27 protein-coding genes and 1 riboswitch are annotated in these 22,304 nt (G+C 50.2%); of the genes, 11 read left to right on the top strand and 16 right to left on the bottom strand.

Annotated elements, in window-relative coordinates; genetic code table 11:
- Positions 1 to 81: 81 nt before the first annotated feature.
- A complete protein-coding gene (locus C7E00_RS05085) occupies positions 82 to 1,338 on the bottom strand; it encodes an RNA-guided endonuclease TnpB family protein (RefSeq protein WP_105303262.1) in 1,257 nt (418 codons plus the stop codon).
- A gap of 211 nt (positions 1,339 to 1,549) precedes the next feature.
- On the opposite strand from C7E00_RS05085, the gene C7E00_RS16750 reads away from it, so the two are divergent.
- Positions 1,550 to 1,747, top strand: a complete 198-nt coding sequence (locus C7E00_RS16750; RefSeq protein ID WP_420808592.1) for a transposase — start codon at positions 1,550 to 1,552, stop codon at positions 1,745 to 1,747.
- A gap of 85 nt (positions 1,748 to 1,832) precedes the next feature.
- Positions 1,833 to 1,919: riboswitch (SAM riboswitch) on the bottom strand.
- Between the two features lie 50 nt (positions 1,920 to 1,969).
- On the opposite strand, the gene C7E00_RS05075 is transcribed toward C7E00_RS16750, so the two are convergent.
- Positions 1,970 to 2,575 (bottom strand): HAD family hydrolase, encoded by a 606-nt coding sequence (locus C7E00_RS05075; protein ID WP_105303261.1) that lies wholly within the window; start codon positions 2,573 to 2,575, stop codon positions 1,970 to 1,972.
- Positions 2,576 to 2,656: 81 nt separating this feature from the next.
- Between C7E00_RS05075 and C7E00_RS16165 the strand changes: the two genes are divergently transcribed.
- The 4 genes from C7E00_RS16165 (at position 2,657) to C7E00_RS05055 (ending at position 5,678) form a co-directional block, all read left to right on the top strand.
- Positions 2,657 to 3,175, top strand: a complete 519-nt coding sequence (locus C7E00_RS16165; RefSeq protein ID WP_105303260.1) for a GNAT family N-acetyltransferase — start codon at positions 2,657 to 2,659, stop codon at positions 3,173 to 3,175.
- 99 nt (positions 3,176 to 3,274) lie between these two features.
- Positions 3,275 to 3,868 carry a LexA family protein gene (locus C7E00_RS05065; protein ID WP_105303259.1) on the top strand — a complete coding sequence of 198 codons (594 nt, stop codon included), beginning with the start codon at positions 3,275 to 3,277 and terminating at the stop codon, positions 3,866 to 3,868.
- A gap of 75 nt (positions 3,869 to 3,943) precedes the next feature.
- Positions 3,944 to 4,981: a tRNA preQ1(34) S-adenosylmethionine ribosyltransferase-isomerase QueA gene (gene queA / locus C7E00_RS05060; protein WP_105303258.1), complete on the top strand. Its 1,038-nt coding sequence runs from the start codon at positions 3,944 to 3,946 to the stop codon at positions 4,979 to 4,981.
- On the top strand, positions 4,974 to 5,678 hold the full coding sequence (locus tag C7E00_RS05055; protein ID WP_105303257.1) for an epoxyqueuosine reductase QueH: 705 nt from the start codon (positions 4,974 to 4,976) through the stop codon (positions 5,676 to 5,678). Before queA ends, C7E00_RS05055 begins: the two co-directional genes overlap by 8 nt.
- A gap of 88 nt (positions 5,679 to 5,766) precedes the next feature.
- Here C7E00_RS05055 and C7E00_RS05050 read toward each other — a convergent pair whose 3' ends face one another.
- The 4 genes from C7E00_RS05050 to C7E00_RS05035 all read right to left on the bottom strand — a co-directional run bounded on the left by C7E00_RS05050 (position 5,767) and on the right by C7E00_RS05035 (position 8,619).
- Entirely contained in the window at positions 5,767 to 6,072 is a 306-nt protein-coding gene (locus C7E00_RS05050; protein WP_105303256.1) for a glutaredoxin domain-containing protein, read from the bottom strand.
- A 66-nt stretch (positions 6,073 to 6,138) separates the two neighbouring features.
- Positions 6,139 to 7,017: a YitT family protein gene (locus tag C7E00_RS05045; protein WP_105303255.1), complete on the bottom strand. Its 879-nt coding sequence runs from the start codon at positions 7,015 to 7,017 to the stop codon at positions 6,139 to 6,141.
- Positions 7,014 to 7,763: an SDR family NAD(P)-dependent oxidoreductase gene (locus C7E00_RS05040; protein WP_167836470.1), complete on the bottom strand. Its 750-nt coding sequence runs from the start codon at positions 7,761 to 7,763 to the stop codon at positions 7,014 to 7,016. Before C7E00_RS05040 ends, C7E00_RS05045 begins: the two co-directional genes overlap by 4 nt.
- A gap of 4 nt (positions 7,764 to 7,767) precedes the next feature.
- Entirely contained in the window at positions 7,768 to 8,619 is an 852-nt protein-coding gene (locus C7E00_RS05035) for a LysR family transcriptional regulator (protein WP_167836469.1), read from the bottom strand.
- Between the two features lie 244 nt (positions 8,620 to 8,863).
- Between C7E00_RS05035 and C7E00_RS05030 the strand changes: the two genes are divergently transcribed.
- A complete protein-coding gene (locus C7E00_RS05030; RefSeq protein WP_105303252.1) occupies positions 8,864 to 9,697 on the top strand; it encodes an arginase family protein in 834 nt (277 codons plus the stop codon).
- A gap of 53 nt (positions 9,698 to 9,750) precedes the next feature.
- Here C7E00_RS05030 and C7E00_RS05025 read toward each other — a convergent pair whose 3' ends face one another.
- From C7E00_RS05025 to C7E00_RS05015, 3 genes are read right to left on the bottom strand one after another with little or no spacing between them, the layout of a single operon-like run.
- Positions 9,751 to 10,137 (bottom strand): FAD-binding protein, encoded by a 387-nt coding sequence (locus tag C7E00_RS05025; protein ID WP_135358165.1) that lies wholly within the window; start codon positions 10,135 to 10,137, stop codon positions 9,751 to 9,753.
- Positions 10,106 to 10,453, bottom strand: coding sequence for a hypothetical protein (locus tag C7E00_RS05020; protein ID WP_105303250.1), 348 nt, complete (start codon positions 10,451 to 10,453; stop codon positions 10,106 to 10,108). Before C7E00_RS05020 ends, C7E00_RS05025 begins: the two co-directional genes overlap by 32 nt.
- Positions 10,454 to 10,457: 4 nt before the next feature.
- Positions 10,458 to 11,033 (bottom strand): TetR/AcrR family transcriptional regulator, encoded by a 576-nt coding sequence (locus C7E00_RS05015; RefSeq protein ID WP_105303249.1) that lies wholly within the window; start codon positions 11,031 to 11,033, stop codon positions 10,458 to 10,460.
- A 104-nt stretch (positions 11,034 to 11,137) separates the two neighbouring features.
- Between C7E00_RS05015 and C7E00_RS05010 the strand changes: the two genes are divergently transcribed.
- Entirely contained in the window at positions 11,138 to 11,914 is a 777-nt protein-coding gene (locus tag C7E00_RS05010; RefSeq protein ID WP_105303248.1) for a putative RNA methyltransferase, read from the top strand.
- Between the two features lie 146 nt (positions 11,915 to 12,060).
- On the opposite strand, the gene C7E00_RS05005 is transcribed toward C7E00_RS05010, so the two are convergent.
- From C7E00_RS05005 to C7E00_RS04990, 4 genes are read right to left on the bottom strand one after another with little or no spacing between them, the layout of a single operon-like run.
- A complete protein-coding gene (locus tag C7E00_RS05005) occupies positions 12,061 to 13,239 on the bottom strand; it encodes an NAD(P)-dependent malic enzyme (protein WP_105303247.1) in 1,179 nt (392 codons plus the stop codon).
- Complete coding sequence (locus C7E00_RS05000; RefSeq protein ID WP_105303246.1) at positions 13,226 to 13,666, bottom strand: 2-thiouracil desulfurase family protein; 441 nt, start codon at positions 13,664 to 13,666, stop codon at positions 13,226 to 13,228. The genes C7E00_RS05005 and C7E00_RS05000 overlap by 14 nt, the downstream gene beginning before the upstream one ends.
- Complete coding sequence (locus tag C7E00_RS04995; RefSeq protein WP_105303245.1) at positions 13,653 to 14,180, bottom strand: Fe-S-containing hydro-lyase; 528 nt, start codon at positions 14,178 to 14,180, stop codon at positions 13,653 to 13,655. The genes C7E00_RS05000 and C7E00_RS04995 overlap by 14 nt, the downstream gene beginning before the upstream one ends.
- Positions 14,177 to 15,022: a fumarate hydratase gene (locus tag C7E00_RS04990; RefSeq protein ID WP_105303244.1), complete on the bottom strand. Its 846-nt coding sequence runs from the start codon at positions 15,020 to 15,022 to the stop codon at positions 14,177 to 14,179. Before C7E00_RS04990 ends, C7E00_RS04995 begins: the two co-directional genes overlap by 4 nt.
- A 128-nt stretch (positions 15,023 to 15,150) precedes the next feature.
- On the opposite strand from C7E00_RS04990, the gene htpG reads away from it, so the two are divergent.
- Entirely contained in the window at positions 15,151 to 17,154 is a 2,004-nt protein-coding gene (gene htpG, locus C7E00_RS04985; RefSeq protein WP_105303243.1) for a molecular chaperone HtpG, read from the top strand.
- 88 nt (positions 17,155 to 17,242) lie between these two features.
- A complete protein-coding gene (locus tag C7E00_RS04980) occupies positions 17,243 to 17,809 on the top strand; it encodes a cadmium resistance transporter (protein ID WP_105303242.1) in 567 nt (188 codons plus the stop codon).
- Here C7E00_RS04980 and C7E00_RS04975 read toward each other — a convergent pair.
- Genes C7E00_RS04975 through C7E00_RS16160 form a run of 3 tightly spaced genes read right to left on the bottom strand, consistent with a single transcriptional unit; the run spans position 17,775 to position 20,470 of the window.
- Positions 17,775 to 18,692 (bottom strand): DMT family transporter, encoded by a 918-nt coding sequence (locus tag C7E00_RS04975; RefSeq protein WP_105303241.1) that lies wholly within the window; start codon positions 18,690 to 18,692, stop codon positions 17,775 to 17,777. The genes C7E00_RS04980 and C7E00_RS04975 overlap by 35 nt on opposite strands.
- Positions 18,693 to 18,717: 25 nt before the next feature.
- Positions 18,718 to 19,911, bottom strand: a complete 1,194-nt coding sequence (locus C7E00_RS04970; protein WP_105303240.1) for a cation diffusion facilitator family transporter — start codon at positions 19,909 to 19,911, stop codon at positions 18,718 to 18,720.
- Positions 19,868 to 20,470 carry a hypothetical protein gene (locus C7E00_RS16160; protein ID WP_167836468.1) on the bottom strand — a complete coding sequence of 201 codons (603 nt, stop codon included), beginning with the start codon at positions 20,468 to 20,470 and terminating at the stop codon, positions 19,868 to 19,870. Before C7E00_RS16160 ends, C7E00_RS04970 begins: the two co-directional genes overlap by 44 nt.
- A gap of 93 nt (positions 20,471 to 20,563) precedes the next feature.
- Here C7E00_RS16160 and C7E00_RS04960 point away from each other — a divergent pair, with 93 nt between their 5' ends.
- Positions 20,564 to 21,598, top strand: coding sequence for a helix-turn-helix transcriptional regulator (locus tag C7E00_RS04960; RefSeq protein WP_167836467.1), 1,035 nt, complete (start codon positions 20,564 to 20,566; stop codon positions 21,596 to 21,598).
- The gene (locus C7E00_RS04955; RefSeq protein WP_204378567.1) at positions 21,549 to 22,289 is read left to right on the top strand and encodes an NAD-dependent protein deacylase; all 741 of its coding nucleotides are present in this window, start codon (positions 21,549 to 21,551) and stop codon (positions 22,287 to 22,289) included. Before C7E00_RS04960 ends, C7E00_RS04955 begins: the two co-directional genes overlap by 50 nt.
- The last annotated feature ends 15 nt before the right edge of the window (positions 22,290 to 22,304 follow it).

Below are 22,304 nucleotides of genomic sequence, written 5' to 3'. Positions count from 1 at the left end.
GATTATACCTCCTGTGGCGTCACATCGCCGGATGATTGACAACACCCGTTTGATAGCGCTCCGGTATACCGAAGCCTTAGCTTATTTTACTGATACTGATTCCGCAGGCTCGATCAGCTTAATCTTATCGAACTGCGGATTTTCATTTCCGCTGACCCAGAGCGTGCCGAGCGTGTAGATGTTCATTGCCCCGATACGATCGTCGTTGCTGGTATAGCCACATTGCCTGCACCTGTATAAGTGTTCGCTGTGATCACGGTTTCCCTTTACGACAGCACCGCATCTCGGACAGCGCTGAGAAGTGTACTGCGGGTTTACCTTCAGCACACTGGAGCCAGATTCATTTGCCTTATACGTCAGCTTTGTTTCAAGGTCATAGAATGACCAGTTCCGCAGGTCGTGTGTCTGCTTTGCGCCGTGCATGTTTTCTTCTTCAAAAGATACACCGGTCAGATCTTCCAGTACAAACAATGTTCCCGGACCGTATCGCCGGACGAGTGCCTTACTGATGCAGTGATTGACATCACTCATCCAACGGTTCTCTCGCCCGGAAATACTTGCCAGTCTGCGTTTGGCTGACCGTGTTCCTTTTGCCTGAAGCTGTGCACGTACAGCGTCAAATTTATCACGTTTGCGTAAAATCTCTTTGCCACTGAAAAACTGTGTTTTCTGCTGTTCGTCATAGACAGATGCCAGAAATCTAAGACCTCTGTCAATGCCCACAACATGCTTCACATCACCTCTTTCAAATTCATCAACGTTCTTTGTTACGGAAATATGCAGATACCAGATGCCATTCAGTTCCACAAGTTTCGCTGTGCCAAGCGTCCAGCTACTGTCAAAGAATCTCTGCATGGATTCGGGCAGTACAAAATCGCATACAGCCCGTTTGCCGAGCGTGTTGATGGAGAGCTGAATGTGGCCGTCAATTTTGTTATGTACAAAACTGTACTCACGGTTCCGTACCAGATCGCACTGCGGGCGGTTGAACGCAATTGGTTTCTGAAGCCATGTCATATCCCGATGAAAGCTGTAGTGTTTACCATCCGCGGTAAACCGGTACGGATTGTTTCTCATCTGCGTATCGACGGTCTGATATCTGGCAGTAACTGTTTTAATGCACGAGATAGCCATCTGTGCCTTTAGTCCAAACAGTTTACGCAGATCGTAATATACATGTTTCTGAACCTCATTGGAATTGAGGCAGAAGTCATGCTGAAAGATCCATTCGGAGACAAAATTACATCCAAGCATATATTGATAAGCGGTCTGAAAAAACAGCAGATTAGTGCCACTCTCAGAAGTCAGACGTACTTTAATCGTTTCGCCTATCTGCATGTTGGACCTGCTCCTTTTCGTGAGAACACGATTTCACTATATAAATATTTTATAATATTTATATAGTGATAAGGTAAGCATATGGATAGCATTTATCAGCACCGACGGCATAACAAGAATCTGCTCATGGTACATCTGATCTTTGCGGCAAAGTATCGCAAAGCCTTACTGTTCGGCACGTTCAGAACTGACGTTAAGCAATACATGTTTGATGCTTGCATCGAACATCACTGGTATCGTTTCGGTGTTCAAACAATACAGCACATATCAGGCGTGGAAAAATCATGGGCATATGCTGAAAAAACATTACTGGAAAGAAAAAACGTTATGGTCAGATGGCTATTTTGCTGCATCGATAGGACAGGTATCTCAGGAAACCATTGAAAACTATATTGAGAATCAGGGCTAAACAACGTAAAACCGCCCCGTAAAGGGGCGTGGCTTCTACCGAATGAAATTTTGTGAAGTGACAGGACGTTCTGACATGCAAGATCACCCCATCGGTCCGGCATTAGCACCTTGCGAAAGAGCAGGTTGCCGTGTGGTCAAAGAACCGGTCTCTCGCACACTCTCCATAGGCACTTTCATGATAGCATCTCATTGCCCGGATGCAATCCCCGGACAGCATTGTTCAGAAATTGCTCAGGAGAACTTCCTCTGCGGTTTCCGCATCCCGGAATACTTGTGCATGCATGCCGCAGCGGATGGCTGCTTTGCAGTTGATTTCATGGTCATCGAAGAACAGTGTCTCCGAAGGAACCAGAGAATAACGTTCCAGAAGAATCCGGTAAATGCGTTCATCTGGTTTATTGATCTTCACTTCGGAAGAAACAACAGCACCATCTGCAAGTGAAAAGAACGAAAGTCTGGAAGAAGTCTCCTGATAAGAATCTGCCGCATAATTGGTCAGAAAATATACCCGATATCCATGTTGCTTCAGCTTCTTCAGAAAAACGACGCTTGCTTCGATCGGCTGAAATAGCAGTTCCATCCAGTTATTCGAAAAGAATGCACGGATCAGCTTCTCATCTTCCGGATGCGCACTGCAGAAAAGAGGCAGTGCCTCTTCCATCGAAGCATATGTTCCCCGGTCCAGTTCTGTCCAGAGGGGATCCAGGAAAACGGAACGGTTCAGCCGCTCTGCGTCTTCCCTGCTGTATCCTGCTCTCATGATGGAGCTGACAGGATGATAAGTGATCAGGACCCCGCCAAGGTCCAGTACGATATTGCGGATCATGGTCCTATTATTGCACAGAAAGCATGTCAGAAGCTTTTTTGTGCGCCAGCAGGTATCATAAGGCGACAGAGGGAAAAGTATATGACGCAGTATCTGAAGCCTGAACGGGAAGAACTTGAATACCGGAAGAAGCTGCTTGGCAGCAGCTGTTCCATGAGCTGGAATCACGGGACCATCTCATTTCCGGAAGAAGAGTGGGATCATTATCTGGATCAGTATGTGAATTCTGACGGAAGCAGCGCGCTTGGAAGATTCATCTACTGCGACCATTGCGGATACTTCACGGGCATCTGCGAATATGAAAGAATCTCAGAAACGAGGTGCCGGATCCGGATTCTCATCCAGAAGGAAGAGCGCATGGAACATTACGGAACCTATGCACTGATTCATCTTGCCAGGGAAGCGAAGGAACATGGATTTGAGACCCTGGAAGCGGCAATCGGGCCGGACAATGCGGAAGGAATCGCCTTTCTCAAGAAGAGAGGATTCTGCCTGGATCATAAGGAATCCGGAATGGAGTACTGGGTTCTTTCCGCACAAGAAGCTTCCTCCCTGCCGGACCCTGAGAAGCGGAAGAGCCGCTGCTGGCTTGGCTGCTGAAAACTGTGTCATTTCTATGGAATAAGTGCATCGATCAGATGTCTGAATTTGACATGTTGTTGCACAAAACCCTATAATGAAGCCGGAAATGAGGTCATTATGGAACTGAAGGATATTCTTCATGATTACAAGCTGAAGAGCGGGGTTTCTGATGCAGAGATTGCCCGGAGATGCAATGTGAACCGCTCGACGGTCAGCCGGTGGGTCAACGGCAGCGTGAAGCATGTATACGGAGATACTCTGAAGACGCTCAGCGAAATGGTCGGCTATAATATCGAACCGGCGATCAAGGGCATGGATATCCGGGTTCAGCTCCCTGTTCTCGGCTATGTCAAGGCTGGATATGACCTGTTTGCGGAAGAAAATTATCTCGGCGAGGAATCGGCCACGATGGAAGATGCGCGGGACGGAGACTTCTATCTGAAGGTGACCGGAGATTCCATGAATGGAGCCGGAATCATGGATGGCTCCCTGGTCCTGGTCAGACAGTGCAGCCGGATCGACAGCGGAAAAATCGGCGTGATCCTGATCGGTGATGAAGTGACGGTTAAGAAGGTCGTCTATAAGGGCAGAGTCATGATCCTCGAAGCGGCCAATCCGGAGGTAGAGAACCGCTATTTTGATGCGAAAGAGATTTCCTCGCTGCCAGTCCGGGTAATCGGACAGGTGATTTCCTGCAAGACTTATTTCTGATGGCATTGTGTTTTCATGGCCGGACCTTTAAGATAATTGAGCTGAGAACAGAAAGGCAGGAACACATAGGCATCTATGTACGATAAGACAAGTGATTTTGATTATGAGCTCCCGAAGGAGCTCATTGCCCAGACTCCTCTGAAGGACCGCAAGACCAGCCGGATGATGGTGGTCCATATGAAGAGCGGAGAACTGGAACATAAGCATTTCTATGACATCGTGGATTATCTCCATGAAGGAGATGTCCTCGTCCGCAATAATACGAGAGTCATCCCGGCCCGTCTCTACGGGATCAAGGAAGAAACCGGGGCACATGTGGAAGTGCTGCTGCTGAGACAGCTTCCGGATGATGTATGGGAATGCCTGCTCGGCAATGCTCATACGGTCAAGCTCGGAACAGTCGTGAGCTTCCATGATGGCAGACTCAAGGCACAGTGCGTCGAAGTCGAGGAACAGGGACTCAGGAAGATGAAGATGATCTATCATGGCATTTTCAATGAGATTCTTGAGGAACTCGGAAATGTTCCTCTGCCCCCATATATCCGGGAAAAGCTGGATGATCCAAATCGCTATCAGACCGTCTATGCCAAAGTAGATGGTTCCGCAGCTGCACCGACAGCCGGGCTGCACTTCACGCCGGAGATCTTCGATCAGCTGCAGCAGAAAGGCGTGACCATTGTCGATGTGACGCTGCACGTCGGTCTTGGCACGTTCAAGCCGATGGACACCGAGAATGTCAAGGATCATGTCATGCACAGCGAAGTATATTACATGTCAGAAGAAGCAGCTTCGATCCTCAATCAGGCCAAAGCAGAAGGAAGAAGAATTGTCGCCGTCGGCACGACTTCGGTCCGTACACTGGAATCCGTGTGGAACCGGTTCGGCAGATTTGAAGCCTGCCATGGCGAGACGAAGCTGTTCATCTATCCTGGCTATGAATGGCATACGATCGATGCGATGCTGACGAACTTCCATCTGCCGAAGTCGACGCTGATCATGATGATCTGCTCGCTGGGCGGCTATGATCTGATCATGCATGCATATCAGGTGGCTGTGCAGGAGAAATACCGGTTCTTCTCGTTCGGAGACTGCATGTTTCTGACCAATGAATAAGGAAGATCTGATCCGTCTCAGAGAGAACCGGAAAAAGCAGCAGCGCACGAACTACTATCTGGTTTCGAAAAAGGAGATTGAAGATATCCGCAAAGAGTACCAGGGGAGAAAGCCTTCGCTCCTTCTGCATGCATGCTGTGCAGTATGCGCATCGTTTCCGATCGAGTTTCTCACTCAGGTCTTTGATGTAACGATCTATTTCAACAACTCGAACATCTGGCCTTCTGCCGAATATGAAAGGCGGCTGGAAGAACTGAAGCGCTATATCAGCGAAACCGGAAATACCGTGAAGCTCATCATCACTCCATACGACAATGAGGCATATACCCGGAGGCTGGAACCGATGAAGGAGGATCCGGAAGGAGCTGGCAGATGTTTCTACTGCTATGCATACCGCATGAATGAAGCATACCGCTATGCTGCGGAGCATCACTTTGACTACTTCACGACGGTCATGTCAATCTCTCGCCAGAAAGACAGCCAGAAGATGAATGAGATCGGAAGATCCCTGTCGCATCGCTATCCTTCGGTCCGCTATTTCTATTCGGACTTCAAGAAAGGCGGGGGTCAGACCCGCCAGCACGAACTGGCTGAAGAGCATCATCTGTATCGCCAGGATTACTGCGGATGCATCTATTCTTATTACAGCCGCCATCCGGAAGAAGCAGAAAAAATAGAATCAGAAGAAGCTCTCTGATTCCAGGCCATGACATTCAGGCAGAGGAAACTCTGCTTTTTCTGTACCTGGTCAGCTCCATGAAAAAAACTGCTTTCGCAGTTTAAGTTCAGCAGCCTTTGCCATCCAGGCTGCAGGCTTTGCCTGGCTGAGCAGTCATGCCGTATTCCTTCAGCACTTCTTCCCAGTCCAGAGTGATCGTTCCGTCTTCTTTCTCGATCGCCGGGATTCCGACAGAACCGCGTTCCTTCACTTCTTCAAACAGCGGCAGATGATCTCTCATCTTCAGAAATGCTTTCAGGTTCGGCATCGACCCGGTGATATCGATGAATTCATACGGGGTGCCTTTCTCATCGAATGCTGCTTTGCATGCCACGCAGTCAGGGCAATGAGGACTTCCGTAAATACGAATCATATCTGATCCCTTCTTTCTGTTTTCTGAATTCTACAGGATTCAGGACAGGAATGCATCAGAAAGGAATCAGACAAGACGCTTCTGGTATCCTCCGGTCACATCCGTGCCTTGATGCACGATGATGAAGGCATGAGGATCCAGAGCAAGAATGTCCCGCTTTACATCTTCCGCTTCGCTTTTTGCAACAACGGTAACAAGCACTTCCGTTTCCTTGCCGGTATAGGCGCCCATGCCCTTCCAGCAGGTGACACCGCGCACATACTTCTTCATGATGGTTTCTTTGATCTCCGGATGATGTGTGAAGATCATCAGTTCCAGCTCAATGTTCTGATAATGCCACCGATCAATCGTTGCGGAGAATGCAGCCACGAAGATCGCAGAATACAATGCTGTGCTCAGTTCGAACAGCACTGCACACACCGAATAGAGGCCGACATTGAATAGAATATTCATCAAGCCTACGGAGAAATGCCGTGACTTCATCGTGAGATATACGCCAAGCAGATCCAGGCCGCCGGCACTGCCGCCATTTGTCAGCACGATTCCGCAGCCAGCACCGCCGATCATGCCTGCCAGCAGGATGCAGGCAAGCTTATCATCCAGCAGCGGAGCTGCCGGTGCCTTGACTGCAGACAGCACGAGAGTCTGAACAAAGATGCTGACAGCGGTACCGAATACCATCTTGCGGCTCATGCCCTTCCAGGCAAGCAGAAACAGGGGAATGTTCAGCATCAGGTTGATGAGGCCCGCAACATCGATGCCCGTCACATGCGGAAATGCCAGAGTCCGGATCAGCTGGGCCAGACCGACAACTCCGCCCGCATACAGATTCAGAGGTGTCAGAAACAGATTGACCGCCATGGCATACATCGCAGATCCTCCCACGATCAGAAGGATATTGCGGGCAGTCAGAGGCTTCGGAGGAACATATAATTCGTTTGTCATAGTGTTTTCTTCTTCATCAGCAGAATTGCTTTCATCCGCAGGTCCGTCGGAACAATCCGCGTGATCTGGTTCAGAAAGCCCGGAATGATCATACACCGGCTCCCTCGATGTTTGTAAACATATTCTGCAGCCTGTTCTGCACTCATCGCACCGAATGGCTTCTTCCCGCCTGACTTCGGATAAAATGCAGTATCCACCGGTCCCGGACAGTAGCAGTATACCCGGACCCCGGTATGCTTCACTTCTTCTGCCGCTGCCCGCGTATAGTATTCGACAAATACCTTTGACGCATAATAGGAAGCGATATACGGTCCCGGCTGAAATGCGCCGGTACTGGAGATATTGATGATTTCTCCCTTTCCCGAAGCAAGCATGTCTTTCAGAGCGAGCTTTGTCAGTGTCATCAGCGAAGTGTCGTTCAGAATGGTCAGCCGTTCATCTGCTTCAATCGGAATCTCCCAGCTTCTGCCCAGAAACCCTATGCCGGCATTATTAACGAGCACATCAACCTGATAGCCATCTTCTCTGATCTGCCGGTAGAGCTGTTCCGCATTTCCGAGAGCGGAAAGATCTATGGAATATACCGCCGTTTCTGCATGATAGGTATTCTGGAGTTTCTTCGAAGCTTGATTGAGCTTCTCAATATTTCTTGCGGCAAGCAGAATGCGGTAATGATCTTCTGCAAAGCATTCTGCTAAGGCATATCCGATTCCTTCCGAGCCGCCCGTGATCAGAACTGTCTTCATGGCCCTACCTCCTGCTGATCCAGACCTGAGCAGCTTGTGCAAATTCTTCTGCAGCTTTCGAAAGCGGATTGGCATCCGCATGCATCAGAGCAAGATCACGGTATGCGGAAGGCTCCAGCCGGCAGCACGCAATTCCTTTTCCTGTCTGCTTCAGCTCCATCTCTGAGAGCACTCCGCAGCCAATCCCTTCCTGCACCATCGCAATCAGGCTGACTGAATCGGGAACCTGAAATACCGGGACAATCGGTTCACCCCTGAACAGCCCTTCGAGATAATCCGGACTGGTCCGGATCAGAGGAAGCTTCTTCAATGCCGTTCTGCGGATCGTTTCTTCCTTCGTCTTTCCGGCAGGAAGTACTGCCATCAGAAAATCTCTTTTCAGAAACATCGTCTTCAGCCCTGCTTCCGCCGGAAGAGCAGCTATGCAGAGATCTGCACTTCCTTTCTGAACCAGCGCAATGCATTCCTTCCCTGTTCCGGAAAAGAGCTGGAACTGAACCTGCGGATGCGCTCTGGAAAACTGGGAAATGATGCCTGGCAGCCAGCACCTGGTGACTTCCGGCAATGCAGCAAGCCGGATCAGTCCGCTGTTTCCGTGCACCAGTTCCATTGCCCGCTGCTGCAGAGCAGCTTCATCGGTTCGAAGATTGCGGATATACGGCAGAAGAACCTGTCCTTCTGCGGTCAGGCTGATTCCTGATCGATCACGCTTCAGGAGACTGACCTGAAGGCTCTTCTCGAGCATCTGAATCTGATGGGTAATGCCTGACTGCGTATAACCGAGTTCTTCTGCAGCTTTTGTAAAGCTGCCGGTTTCAACGACTTTCAGAAATGCCTGATACTGCGGCAGGTTCATAGTGTTATCCCTTTCATGAAAATTATTGATCGATTCAATCAGAATCATTCATTTGTCTAATTTATCCGGATTCATTATAGTATTGCCAAACAGAAAGGAGAAGAGAGACATGAAACCCATTCTTAAGACATGCACGCAGGCAATCGGAACCCGGGCCCGACGAAGATTCTGTGGTTCTGCTTTACTCTCTTCCTTTCATCTGCATTCTGAACTTATCTGCTGAACACCAGCATGGAGAAATGATATGAAAAAACATCTGAACCTCGTCTTCCCGCAATGGCAGGGAAACGGACAAGACCTTACCGTATATGACAGCACCTATTATTTCATGAAGAATTATATGGGCAGCCTCGATACCATCACGATTCCGGTAACTACTGATCTGATCAGCCCCGTCAATCATGGCACGAAAGGATACGCCGATATTCTCTTCCAGCATAAGCTTGTCCAGAACAAGCTGGAAAGCATCCGTCCGGATACGATCTTCCTGGTCGGAGGAAGTTCTGATTCGGATCTCGCGTGTGCTGCTTATCTGAATACGCTTTGCCGGAAGGATTTTGCTGAAGTATTCCTGGAATCCCATTCCGGCCTGGATAATCCGAAATATACTGTGTCAGAACTCTATCACGGCATGGCCCTCCGCACCTTATGCGGGCATGGAACCCCGGAGCTCTGGCAGACGCTTCCGTCTGTCCTCAATCCGAATCAGGTGCTGCTCTGCACGACGCGCGGCGTGAATCTCTCAGAGAAACGCTTCATCGATTATCATCACATAGACCACATCCAGTCCCGTACGCTGGAGAAAGATCCCGGGATCGTCGCAGAACTTCTGCGTCAGCGTTCCTTCCGCAATGTATTCCTGCATATCAGTCTGGACTGCCTGGATCCCAATGAATTCCGTCTCACCCAGTATCCTGAAAACAGCGGCATTTCTATTTCTGCGCTGATGGGAATCGTTTCCTCTGTTTCTGCTTCCTGCAATGTTGTCGGCATGAGCATCACGCAGTATACCGGCGGGCCGGATGACCGCGACGAAGAATTCCTGAAAGAGCTAGTGCGCATCGGCAGTTCCCTGTAAGATAAGAAAACCGGATCGCTCCGGTTTTCATTTTGTCCTGATGAGAATAGCGATCAGTTTCTGCTGCAGCCAGCTGTCTGCTCGCCAGCGATCCTGCCATTGACGACGGTGTCGGCAATCGCATTGCCGCCCGTTGCTTTGCCGGATGCGAATAAGTCAAAGATGACATTGCCATCAGTATCGAGTACCTTGGCCTTCGTATTGATCTGGCCTCCGCTCATCGTATGATGCACACTCAGCTTGCGCGGTACCGCAATGAACGGTCCGGTTTCCAGCTTGTCCGAAAAGGTCCTAAGGTCTTGACACAAACAAACGTGTGTGATTTCTGCAAAGATGCGTCTCTGAGCTCTGTTCCAGATACAAAAAAAGCAGTGATCCCTCAGCGGTTCACTGCTTGTGTTTTCTGATTCAGTCTTTTTTCTCAGAATCTGTTTTCTCAAGTTCTTCCAGCTGTGCCTTCAGCAGTTCCACAACCTTGCGGTTGGAATGAACCAGATCCATCACATCCTGCATTCCTTCCACTTCTTTTCCGGAAGTCTTTGCGTCATAGTAGGCTTCGCCAAGCCTTGTATAAGCCTTGGTCAAAGCTCTGGTATGCTCGCCGATCTGCGAACGCAGTTCCATCTTTCTGCGCTCTTTCTTCAGTGCGCCAGTCATATCCTTGGTGCTCTTCGTCACAAAATCAGCCACTTTGTCACTGGATTCATCCACAAACTTGACCCAGTCATCTGTCATCTTCTTGAAATCTTCCATCATATGCTTATTCCTTTCCGGATCTTCTGATGAGATCCTCAATCACTCTTCTGATTTCCTTGCCATCTGCCTCTGCCTGGCTGCAGAGATCTGCAATTCCGCTGATTACGACTTTGGAGAAATACTCTGCATTGTCCACATGAAGCTTGTGCAGACGGTTGCCTTCTTCCAGAAGGTCCTGCAATGCTTTTGAGGCTGTTTCCTTGGCTTCATCGAGACTTCTGGAACTCAGAATCGAAAGATCGATATCCTTGCTGGCCCCCTGAAGGTTCTCGCACATCTGCCGGAAGGAAGCGATCGTATTGTCCAGAAACTGGTCCAGACGCTCCTCGAAGCAGTCTTCCTTGGAAAGATTCTTCCTGATGGATTGCCGGAAGCTTTCGTTGTATTTCTCGCTGATCGCATCAATCACATCATCTTTAGACTTGAAGTAATAGTAGAACAAGCCCTTGGCTACATTCATCTCGCTGACGATCGCATTGATGGTAGTCCCCATGACTCCATTCTTCTTGAACAGACGTTCGGCAGCGTCAATGAATTCTTCTCTGCGGTCTTCATTCTCATGGTTCTCTTTTTCTTCCATCCAGATACCTCCCGCATCGTAACTATATTTCCTGACTGACCGACAGTCAACAGGAAAGAAGAACTATGTGATACTTCACACGATTATGTGATAACCTTGAAGGCATGAAACTGATCTGTCCGATCTGCAGAGCTGCCCTTCACCAGGAAGGAAACTCTCTCTGCTGTGCAAACCATCACTGTTTCGATATCGCCCGGCAGGGCTATGTCAACCTGGATCCCGCCTACCGGAAAGAACGCGGAGACAATAGGGAAATGGTTCTGGCAAGAACTTCATTTCTTTCTTCCGGAGCATATTCTTTTCTGAAAAATGAGCTCTCGGAAATGATCCGGGAACGGTCTCCGGAGGTGCTGGCAGATCTTGGCTGCGGGGAGGGCTACTATACGAGTTCTTTTCCAGCCCCGGAGAAGTATGGGTTTGATCTGTCCAGAGATGCCCTGAAGCATGCCGCGAAACACGATTCTTCCACCCGGTATGTGATTTCCAGCATCTTTCATCTGCCGCTGGCAGAGGAATCCTGTGATCTCGCAATTACCTGCTTTGCACCAGCCGCAGAAGAAGAGATCGTACGGATCCTGAAACCAGGAGGATATTTTCTGTATGTGATCCCTGGAAGAACTCATCTTCAGGAACTTAAGGAAATACTCTATGAACACCCGTATGAGAATGAAGAAGCACCTCTTAAAACGCAGATGAAGCTGATCCGTGAACAGCATCTCAGCAATCATTTTGAAGCAGACCAGGAGATGCTGAAAAATCTGTTTCAGATGACTCCGTATGCTTACCGGACTGGCGAAGCCGGAAAGAAGAAGCTGGAAGCAGTTTCCTTCCTGACCTGCACTGCAGAGTTCGTGATCCGCTGCTACCAGAAGAATTCGTAGGATAGAAAAAGAACCTGCCGCAAATACAGGTTCATTTTCTAATAGGAGGGAAAGAAATTTACTGTCAGCTCATCACTAACACTGACATCTTATCCTCCGATCGTGTGATTTTTGTGCAAGAATTGTGTCAATTCTGTGAAAACTGCTCACTTTCTGACATATCCGGAGCGGATCGCTTCTGCTTTGACGGCATTGGCGACAGTCGGCACGACTCTCTCATCAAATGCTGAGACAATCACATGATCCGTGGAAAGCTCTTCCTCAGAGACCAGCGACGCAATGCCTTTAGCCGCAGAAATCTTCATGCCTTCGGTGATCCGAGTTGCCTTGGAATCCAGGGCGCCGCGGAACAGGCCAGGGAAAGCAAGCAGGTTATTGACCTGATTCGGATAGTCGGAACGTCCCGTTCCGATGATCCATGCACCGGCAGCCTTGGCTTCCTCATACGTGATTTCGGGTTCCGGATTTGCCATCGGGAAGACGATGTTCTGCGGGTTCATGGAAGCGACCATCTCGCGGGTAACCAGATGCGGGGCACTGACTCCGACGAAGATATCGGCACCTTTCATCGCCTCTGAGAGACTTGCATAGTGCTGATGGTCGAGGTTTACATACTGCAGCAGCTCTTTCTTCAGACTGTTGTAGTTCTCAGCATGATCCGGGTCGACGCATCCATCCACATCGAATGCATAGATATGATGGAACCCGTACTGATACAGCATCCGGATGATCGAAGAACCGGCCGCTCCGCAGCCGCTGATGACAACCTTCTGATCTTCCGGCTTTGCTTTCTTCAGCCGCATGCAGTTAATCAGAGCCGAAAGCACGACAATCGCAGTGCCATGCTGGTCGTCGTGGAAGACCGGAATCGGGCATTCCTCAATCAGGCGGCGCTCAATCTCCACGCAGCGCGGAGCGCTGATGTCTTCCAGGTTGATTGCTCCGAAACCCGGCGCAATTGCTTTGCAGATGGCTACGATTTCATCCGGATCCTTGGTATCCAGGCAGATCGGCCAGGCATCGATGCCGGCAAACCGCTTCATCAGAAGTGCTTTGCCTTCCATGACCGGAAGGCCTGCCGCCGGGCCGATATCGCCGAGGCCAAGCACTGCAGTTCCATCAGTCACAACCGCAACCGTATTGCCGCGATCGGTATAGAGGTAGGATTTCTCCGGATCTTTCTGGATTTCCAGGCATGGCTGGGCAACACCAGGCGTGTAGGCAATGCTCAGATCCTGAGCATTCTCACACGGAACTTTCGGTTCCACAGACAATTTTCCATGATGTGCTGCATGCAGTTTCAGAGCTTCTTCATAGTAATTCATAGGTTTCCTTCTTCCATTCTGTATCATCGATGCATCTGATCCCATGTTCCTTCAGCATCTGTGCAAATATGCCATCTCCGGGAATTCTTGTATGCGAAAATGATCCATCATAAATGCCATTGCAGCCGCAGCTCGGGCTCGAGGACTTCAGAATAGCCTTCGTGCATCCATGTTTCAGACAGATCTCCAAGGCCTTTTCTGCCCCGGTCTGGTATTCCTGTGTCACATCAATTCCAGCAGTATTGCGCACATGTCCGTCTTTCTGAATCTCCGCACAAAGCCTCGGTGTCGGCAATCCGCCCAGTTCTTCCGGGCATACCGGAACTGCTTCTCCTTTTTCTACCAGCTCCCGGATTCCTTCGATCTCATGGCTTTTTCCATCATACCTGCAGCTGCAGCCCGCCAGGCAAGCGCTAACGCAGATCATAGATATCTTTCCCATCTGCATCCACTCCTACGAAGCATGGGAAGTCTTTCACCGTGAGCTTCACAATCGCTTCTGCCAGCAGATCCGCAAATGCGACTGGTTCTGAGGCGATAACCGAATGGCTGAGCAAGGCTCCGGCGCCCCCGCAGGCGACGAAGTAGACGGCATGATGAGTCTTGATTGCGTCTTTCACGGTTTCGCTGCGCCGGCCTTTTCCGATCATGATCTTCAGTCCATGATCAAGCAGTTCCGGCGTATAGGCATCCATGCGAGAGCTGGTTGTCGGCCCGCAGGAACCAATCGGCTGACCAGGCTTTGCCGGAGTCGGACCGGCATAATAGATGGCTGCGCCATTGAGATCCAGCGGCAGTTCTTTTCCTTCCTGAATCAGATGATGGAGACGCTTATGAGCCGCATCACGGGCAGTATAGATCACCCCGCTCAGTTCCACCGCATCTCCGGCATGCAGAGAAGAAATCTCTTCTTCAGATAATGGCAAAGTCAGTTTTCTCATAGTCGGATCTCCGTATGCCGGCAAGCATGGCAGCAGATATTCACAGCACATGGCAGCCCTGCAATATGCGTCGGGTATTCGAGAATCTGAATCTTCAGAGCAGTCGTATTGCCATGCAGTCCCATCGGGCCGATCTTCAGTTTCTGAGCTTCTTCCAGAAGTTCTTTCTCCAGTTCTGCATAGCGAGGATCCGGATTGGATTCTGTGAGCGGTCTCAGCAGTGCTTTCTTCGAAAGTTCGGCAGCGTAGTCGAAGGTTCCGCCGATGCCGACACCGACAATCATCGGCGGGCACGCATTCGGACCAGCCAGGCGAATCGTTTCCAGCACGAACTGCTTTACCCCTTCCACGCCTTCTGCCGGTTTCAGCATCCGGATCCGGCTCATATTCTCAGAGCCGAACCCCTTTGCCATCAGTTCCAGTGTCACTTCATTGCCCGGAACCAGTTCGGTATAGATGAGTGCCGGAGTGTTGGTTCCGGTATTTCTGCGGTCAAACAGCGGATCCGAAACCACCGAAGCACGCAGATAGGCTTCGGTGTATCCCTCGGCAACGCCTTGCTGGATCGCTTCCTGCAGACTTCCGTTGATGAAGTGCACTTCCTGTCCGGCTTTCACCCAGACAATGGCCATGCCGGTATCCTGGCAGATCGGAATGTTCTCATTCTCAGCAATATGGGCATTATCCATCAGCATGTCCATTGCAAACCGGGATCGTTCGTCGGTTTCGTTCTGGGCGCCCTGCTTCAGGGCTTTCAGAATATCCGGAGAATAATGCACGGCAATGGTTCCGCATGCTTTTTTCAGCGCAGCGCGAATTTCTGCGACATCCAGTTCTCTCATTGCCTGTATTCTAACATCTGCTAAGCAGGTTTTTGCAGGCAATTCGCTCAATTGCTCTTGCACTCTATGCATATGAGTGCTAAACTTCTTTAGCAGTCTGATAAGCCGAGTGCCAAGGAGGTTGAAACATGGCAAAGAAACAGTTCAAAGCAGAATCAAAACGGCTTCTGGAATTAATGATCAATTCCATCTATACGAACAAGGAGATATTCTTGCGGGAGCTGATTTCCAATGCAAGCGATGCACTGGATAAGCGGTATTACGAAGGTCTGACCGACGCTTCTAAGAATGTCGATAAGAAAGACCTCTGGATTAAAATTGAGCGGCATCCTGAGAATCGCACCCTTGTCGTTGAAGACAGCGGCATCGGCATGACCAGCGAAGAGCTGGAGAAGAATCTCGGCACCATCGCAAAGTCCGGATCCGCGGAATTCCGGGAAGCACTGGAAAAGAAGGATTCTGACATCGATATCATCGGTCAGTTCGGGGTCGGATTCTACAGTGCCTTCATGGTTGCCAAGAAGATCACCGTAGAATCCAGAAGTGCGAACAGCGACAAGGCATATTCCTGGGTTTCTTCCGGTGAAGACGGATATACGATCTCCGAGATCACAAAGGATACCATCGGAACGAGAATCACTCTGGAGCTGAAGGATGATACGGATGATGTGAAGTATTCCGATTATCTCGAAGAGTACAAGATCCGCGAGCTCGTGAAGAAGTACAGCGACTATGTACGCTATCCGATCAGAATGGAAGTCACCAAGAGCGTGCCGGATCCGACCGATGACAAGAAGACCATCGATACGAAGGAAGAAGAGACCTTGAATTCGATGATTCCGCTCTGGAAAAAGAAGAAGAGCGACATCAAGCCGGAAGAATACAATGAGTTCTACAAGAACAAATTCAATGACTGGGAAGATCCGCAGAAGGTTCTTCATTACAGCGTAGAGGGCAATGTCTCTTATACTGCCCTGCTGTTCATCCCGGCAAAGGCTCCTTACAACTTCTACAATACGGACTTCGAACCAGGTCTGCAGCTGTATTCCAAGGGCGTGTTCATCATGAACAAGGCCAAGGATCTGCTGCCGGAGTGCTACCGGTTCGTGACTGGTCTGATTGACTGTGAAGATCTGAACCTGAACATTTCCCGTGAGATCCTGCAGCAGGACAGCCAGGTCAAAGCACTGGCTGCTTCCGTCGACAAGAAGATCACGAACTTCCTTCAGGATATGCTGAAGAATGAACGTTCTGAATATGAGAAGTTCTTTGACAACTTCGGTCTGAATCTGAAGTACAGCATCTATAAGTCCTATGGCATGGACAAAGAGAAGCTGCAGGATCTGCTGCTTTACAAGTCCAGCAAGGAAGGCAAGTATGTCACGCTGAAAGAATATGCGGACCGGATGCAGGCTGACCAGAAAGCAATCTATTACGCTGCCGGCCAGACTGTTGCGGATATCGAGAAGCTGCCAGCCCTTGAGAAAGTTCGTGACAAGGGCTACGAGATTCTCTACTTCACGGATGCGATTGATGAGTTCGTGATCCGCATGATGCAGAGCTACAATGACAAGCAGTTCAAGTCGATCCAGGATGCAGATCTTGATCTGGATACGGAAGACGAGAAGAAGGCTGCCGAAGAGAAGGCTGCTGCCAGCAAGGATATGCTGACGGCAATGAAGGATGCCCTGGATGGCAAGGTCAAGGAAGTGCGGATCAGCTCCCGTCTGAAGGACGATCCGGTCTGCCTGGTTGCCGATGAAGGCATGTCCATCGAGATGGAGAAAGTTCTGTCTCAGGATCCGAATAACAAAGGCATGAAGGCCGTCAAAATCCTTGAGATCAACCCGGATCATCCGATCTTCCATACGCTGCAGAATGTCTATGCAGCAGATCCGGAGAAGCTCAAGGAGTATGCAGGAGTTCTGTATGATCAGGCATGTCTGATTGAAGGACTGCAGATTGAGGATCCGGTCTCCTATGCGAAGAAGATCAGCGAACTCATGGTAGCTGCTGCGAAGGATTATCCGGAAGCACCGGAAAAGCCTGCCGAAGAAAAGCCGGAAGTGATTGATGCAGAAAGCACTCCGGCAGAAGACAGCTCCTCTGATTCGAAGGAAGAACAGAAGTAATCCGTTCTCTGACCCGCGGCATTTTCGTGCCCGGGTCTTTCTTTTTCCCGGAAAAATGCTAAGGTAGAACCATAGCCGAGGGCTTTCCATGACTACTGCAATCATTACTGCAATTGCTTTGTTTCTTTCCACCACAGTGGATGACTTCCTGGTTCTGGCAGTGAGTTTCTCTACCAGCAAGGATCATCATGAGCGCCGGAATATCTGGATCGGTTCCTTTCTCGGAATCTTCCTTGTCTATGTCATCGGCATGGCCGGAGGCTGGGGAATCCAGCAGACCAGCTGGCGCTTCACGCAGGTACTCGGCATTGCGCCGATCATTCTCGGCTTGCGATATCTGTTCAATTCATTCAATGAACCTTCCCAGGCAGAAGGAAAGCCATTCATGACTTATACCATTCCGCGCGTGCTGATGCTGACGTTTGCGGACAGTGCCGATAACTTTGCAGCATATGTTCCGGTATTCTCAACCATGACTGTAATGGAGCTGCTGGTCAGCGGAGTGATCTTCGTCCTGCTCACATTCGTGCTTCTGTATGCTGCGCAGAAGTTCTCGGAACTTCCGGCAGTGCAGGTGACCATCAGAAAATATTCCCGGTATCTCGTACCAGGAATCCTGGTCATTCTTGGTGTTCTGATTCTGTTCGGGATCTGACGGCTGATGATTCAGCCGTTTTCTTTTCGGGAATCTGTGCAAGGACAATTGCTCCGAACATCAGCGCACAGCCTGCTAATTCCTTGGCTGACATTGCCTGATGCAGAAACAGGAACCCGGCTAAGACGCTGAATACCGATTCCAGGCTCATCAGGATGCTTGCCACAGAAGGATCGGCATATTTCTGCCCGAGAATCTGCAGCGTATAGCCTGCTCCGCTTGAGAGGATGCCGGCATAAAGAATCGGTCCTGCTGCCGCAAGGAGGCTGCTGAGATCCGGATGTTCCAGAACGAGCATCGGAATAGTCGTGACAATTCCGACGGTGAAGAACTGAATGCACGACATTCTTGCCCCATCGACTTTCTGGAAAGAATCGATGACAAGAATATGCACTGCAAATGCAATTGCGCACAGGAATACTAAGAAGTCTCCCTGGCTGAGCGAAAAGCCTCCCTGCATGCACAGCAGGTAGAGACCGAATGCCGCAATCCCTGCTGAGATCCAGATCCGCGAAGATACCTTTCTGCCAAGCAGAGAAGAAAAGATCGGAACGAGCACGACATACAGAGCGGTGATGAAGCCCGCCTTGCCTACCGTCGTATACTGGATGCCGATCTGCTGCAGCATGCTGGCGGCGGTCAGCGCAAGGCCAACAATGATTCCCGGCTTCAGTGCCCCTTTCCAGTCATTCACGGCCAGTCCGGCAGAATCCAGAAACCGGATGACTGCCAGCAGCACGAAGCCGGCAATCCAGCTTCGCACGCAGGTAAAGGTCCATGGTCCTACGGAATCCATCGCAACGGACTGTGCGACAAAGGCACAGCCCCAGATGAATGCCGTTGCGATCAGCATGAGATTGCCGGTCATCTGCTGTCTTTTCATTGGATTTCCTGCTTTCCAAGTTCTGCTAAAGATCTTCCCGGTCTGCGTCGGAAGTAAATTCATGGTCGAATGTGATCACGGTATACAGTTTCTGAACCTGATTGCTCAGAGCCGAATTGATCCGGTCGGTGATTTCCTGAGAAGAATGTGTGCAGCCAAACGGAATCACCACATCGAAGACCAGATTCGTATGCGTCTGACCATAGACCACCCGGAAATCATGCATGCTCAGCTTCGGATCGATGCTGTGCAGAATGTGCATGACTTCTTCGCGGTAGGCATTAGTCTGGGGATCGGAGATATCAATCGGATCCATGTGCAGCGTCATGAACACATGCGTCTTCTCATAGACTTCGCGTTCTGCCTGGTCGATCACATCATGTGCCTTCAGAAAATCCATTGAGGATTCTACCTCGGCATGTGCAGAGCCGAACTGTCTGCCTGGTCCGTAGTCATGAATCATCATGTCATGAACACCTATGATCTCCGGATGTGAGAGGATCAGCGTACGGATCTTTTCAGTCAGCTCATGGCTTGCCGGCCCGCCAAGCAGCTTGTCGATGATTTCCTTGGCAATGCCATAGCCGGAATAGAAGATGAACAGCGAAACGACGAGACCGGCAATGCCGTCAAACGGAATCGAAGGAATCCAGGCAGAAAGAATCAGGGCAGCCAGAGTTGCAGAGGTCGCAAACACATCATTCATGGAATCCTGACTGGTGGCAATCATCGCAATATTGTTGATGCGCTTGCCGAGGGTCTTGTTGAAGGAGCCCATCCACACCTTGACCAGAATCGAGGCAGCAAGAATGATTACCATCGTCCAGGAGAAATGAACTTCTTCGGGATGGATGATCTTCGTGATTGAAGAGCGGAACAGCTCGAAGCCGACAATCAGAATCACTCCTGAGACAAAGAACGACACAATGTATTCCATGCGGCCGTGTCCGAACGGATGTTCCTGGTCAGCCGGCTTTGCGGCAAGATGATAGCCGAACATGGTCACGAGACAGCTGAGGCAGTCGGATAAGTTATTGAATGCATCGGAAATGATCGCGATGGAATTCGAAAGCAGGCCGATCAGAAACTTCAGCACGAACAGGAACACATTGCAGACAATTCCGGTAATGCTCGAGAGATTTCCGTAAGCCAGTCTTACCTGTTCATTCTGGACATCATCCTTGTTTTTTATAAAGTGCCCTACCAGCCATTCCGTCATAGTTTCCTGCTCCTTGCGAATGTATCTGACTCATTATAAGCGATCTGTCCTTTCTTTTGAGGGGCAAAATGAGAGTCTGTTTCACCCCGTAAGGAATCAGAATCGGACCGAACATCAGCAGAATCATCAGACAGCCCTCTGAAACAGAGCAGGATGAAAGACCAGCGAAGCAGGAAGTTACCGCTTCTGGCAGAACGAGCTCCAGAACAAGAAGAGAAGCACATGCCAGTGACAGTACCTGCATGGTTTCCCGGACTGCCTTGCGGGAGCTGCACAGCCAGAGAGATGAAACTGCCGCATTCAGCACAGCAAGAACAAGAATCTCCGGAAAGGATTGCTCCAGTCCCGACCCCCGGATCATCCCAGCCTGGATCAGTGCTGAGATCAGAACCTGATTCAGATTCCGGTTCAGCGTTCCGGCAGAATGAAAGAGAAGCGCAGTCAGAAACGAAGCAATTCCGAAAAAGAGTGCAGCCGCAGGATAGCCGGTCACCAGATATGCATATGCAAGGAACAGAAGACTGATGCTGAACTGGAAACGATGTTTCTGCCGGATCATTGGGATCACCTCTTTCTGATTCTGATGATAAGCAGAACCGGCAGAAGCACTGTACGCCATACGGTACAGTGCATAAAACGGTATAATAGCAGCATGAAGAAAGATGAAGCAATTGCCAGTGTTCTGATGGTGCAGGAAATCCTGCAGTCGCAATCAGATGAACAGCACAGGATTTCAATGCCGGAACTGTCGGCAGCGCTGGAACTGGAGGGAGTTCCTTCTGGGCGGCGGGTAATCTATGCATGTGTCCAGGCGCTCAAGAACAGAGGAGTTCCGGTCCATTTCAGCCGCAGCGGCGGAAAGCAGGGATACTGGATCGATCATCTGCTGACTCCGGCAGAAGCATTTGTCGTGACTGATCTGATCACCCAGTCTCCTTCCCTGTCTTCTGAAACAGCAGAGCGGCTTTCGGACAGGATCAGGGGATTGCTCAGCGAAGCAGATCAGAAGCTTCTGAAACTGCCGCAGTCGCCTCTTCCGAAGACCGGAAATGATGAGGTGCTGATGACCATTGAGATCCTGCTGAAGGCCATCTCCAGGGGCTCGGCAGCTGAATTCCGGTATTTTGACCGCACGCTGTCAGGCGAACGGAGCTATCGCAGAAACGGAATCTATTACCATATGGTTCCTTATGCCATTGTTTCAGACGCCTCCCGCTACTACTGCATCTTCCGGGATTCTGCGCATCAGGACTTCTCGAACTACCGGATCGACAAGATGGATTCCGTCCAGGACACCGGCATTCCGGAACCGCTGATGCCGTTTGATCTGGAACGCTATCTGCAGTCCTCGTTCCGGATGTATCATGGCACACCGGTCACGATTACCGTGGAATTCGATCTTTCCCTGCTGAATCAGGTGCTGGATCAGTTCGGGCAGGATCTATTGATCTCGAAGGTCACGGATCATACGTTCACCGCCAGCATCCGCTCTGCGGTCACGCCGACCATGATCGGCTGGCTGCTGCAGTTCTATGATAGGATCCGGGTGATCGCTCCGGATTCCCTGATAGAAGAATTCTGCCGCATCGCTGCTTCGATCAATTCGACTTATAATGGAAAAGAACTGGAGGCGTCTCATGGAAGAATCACTGGAACAGAAGCTGGAGAAGCTTCAGAACATCATTGATCAGGGAAAACACATTGTCTTCTTCACCGGTGCAGGCGTATCCACCGACAGCGGCATTCCGGATTTCCGGAGTCAGGATGGTCTTTATCACATGCAGTACAAGTTTCCGCCGGAAGAGATCATCAGCCATCATTTTTTTGAAGAAAACCCGGAGGAATTCTACCGCTTCTACCGGGATAAGATGCTGAATCTGAAGGCAGAGCCCAATGAAACCCATCGCTTCATCGCAGCCTGCGAAGCCGCCGGAAAGTCGCTCGGCGTAGTTACCCAGAATATTGACGGACTGCATCAGAAAGCCGGTTCGAAGCGCGTCTATGAGCTTCATGGGTCCGTGCTGCGCAATTACTGCATGAACTGCGGGAAGTTCTTTCCGGCAGAGACCATCGCCGAAAGTACAGGCGTTCCGCATTGTGATGTCTGCGGAGGCATCATCAAGCCGGATGTCGTACTTTATGAAGAAGGCTTGAGCGAACCGGTCCTGGAAGGAGCTGTTGCGGCAATTCAGAGTGCGGATGTGCTGATCGTGCTCGGCACATCTCTGGTCGTCTATCCGGCAGCGGGACTGATCCGCTACTTTGCGGGCAAGCATCTGGTGCTGATCAACCGCAGCGTGACTCCGTATGATCAGGATGCTGATCTCCTGATCCAGGCAAGTTTCAAGGACGTCTTCCCGCATCTGCACGTTCAGTGAGAATCTGCTATACTG

Source organism: Anaerolactibacter massiliensis (assembly GCF_900290205.1).
GTDB lineage: Bacteria > Bacillota_I > Bacilli_A > Erysipelotrichales > Erysipelotrichaceae > Bulleidia > Bulleidia intestinalis.
This window is presented reverse-complemented; position numbering and strand designations above follow the sequence as displayed.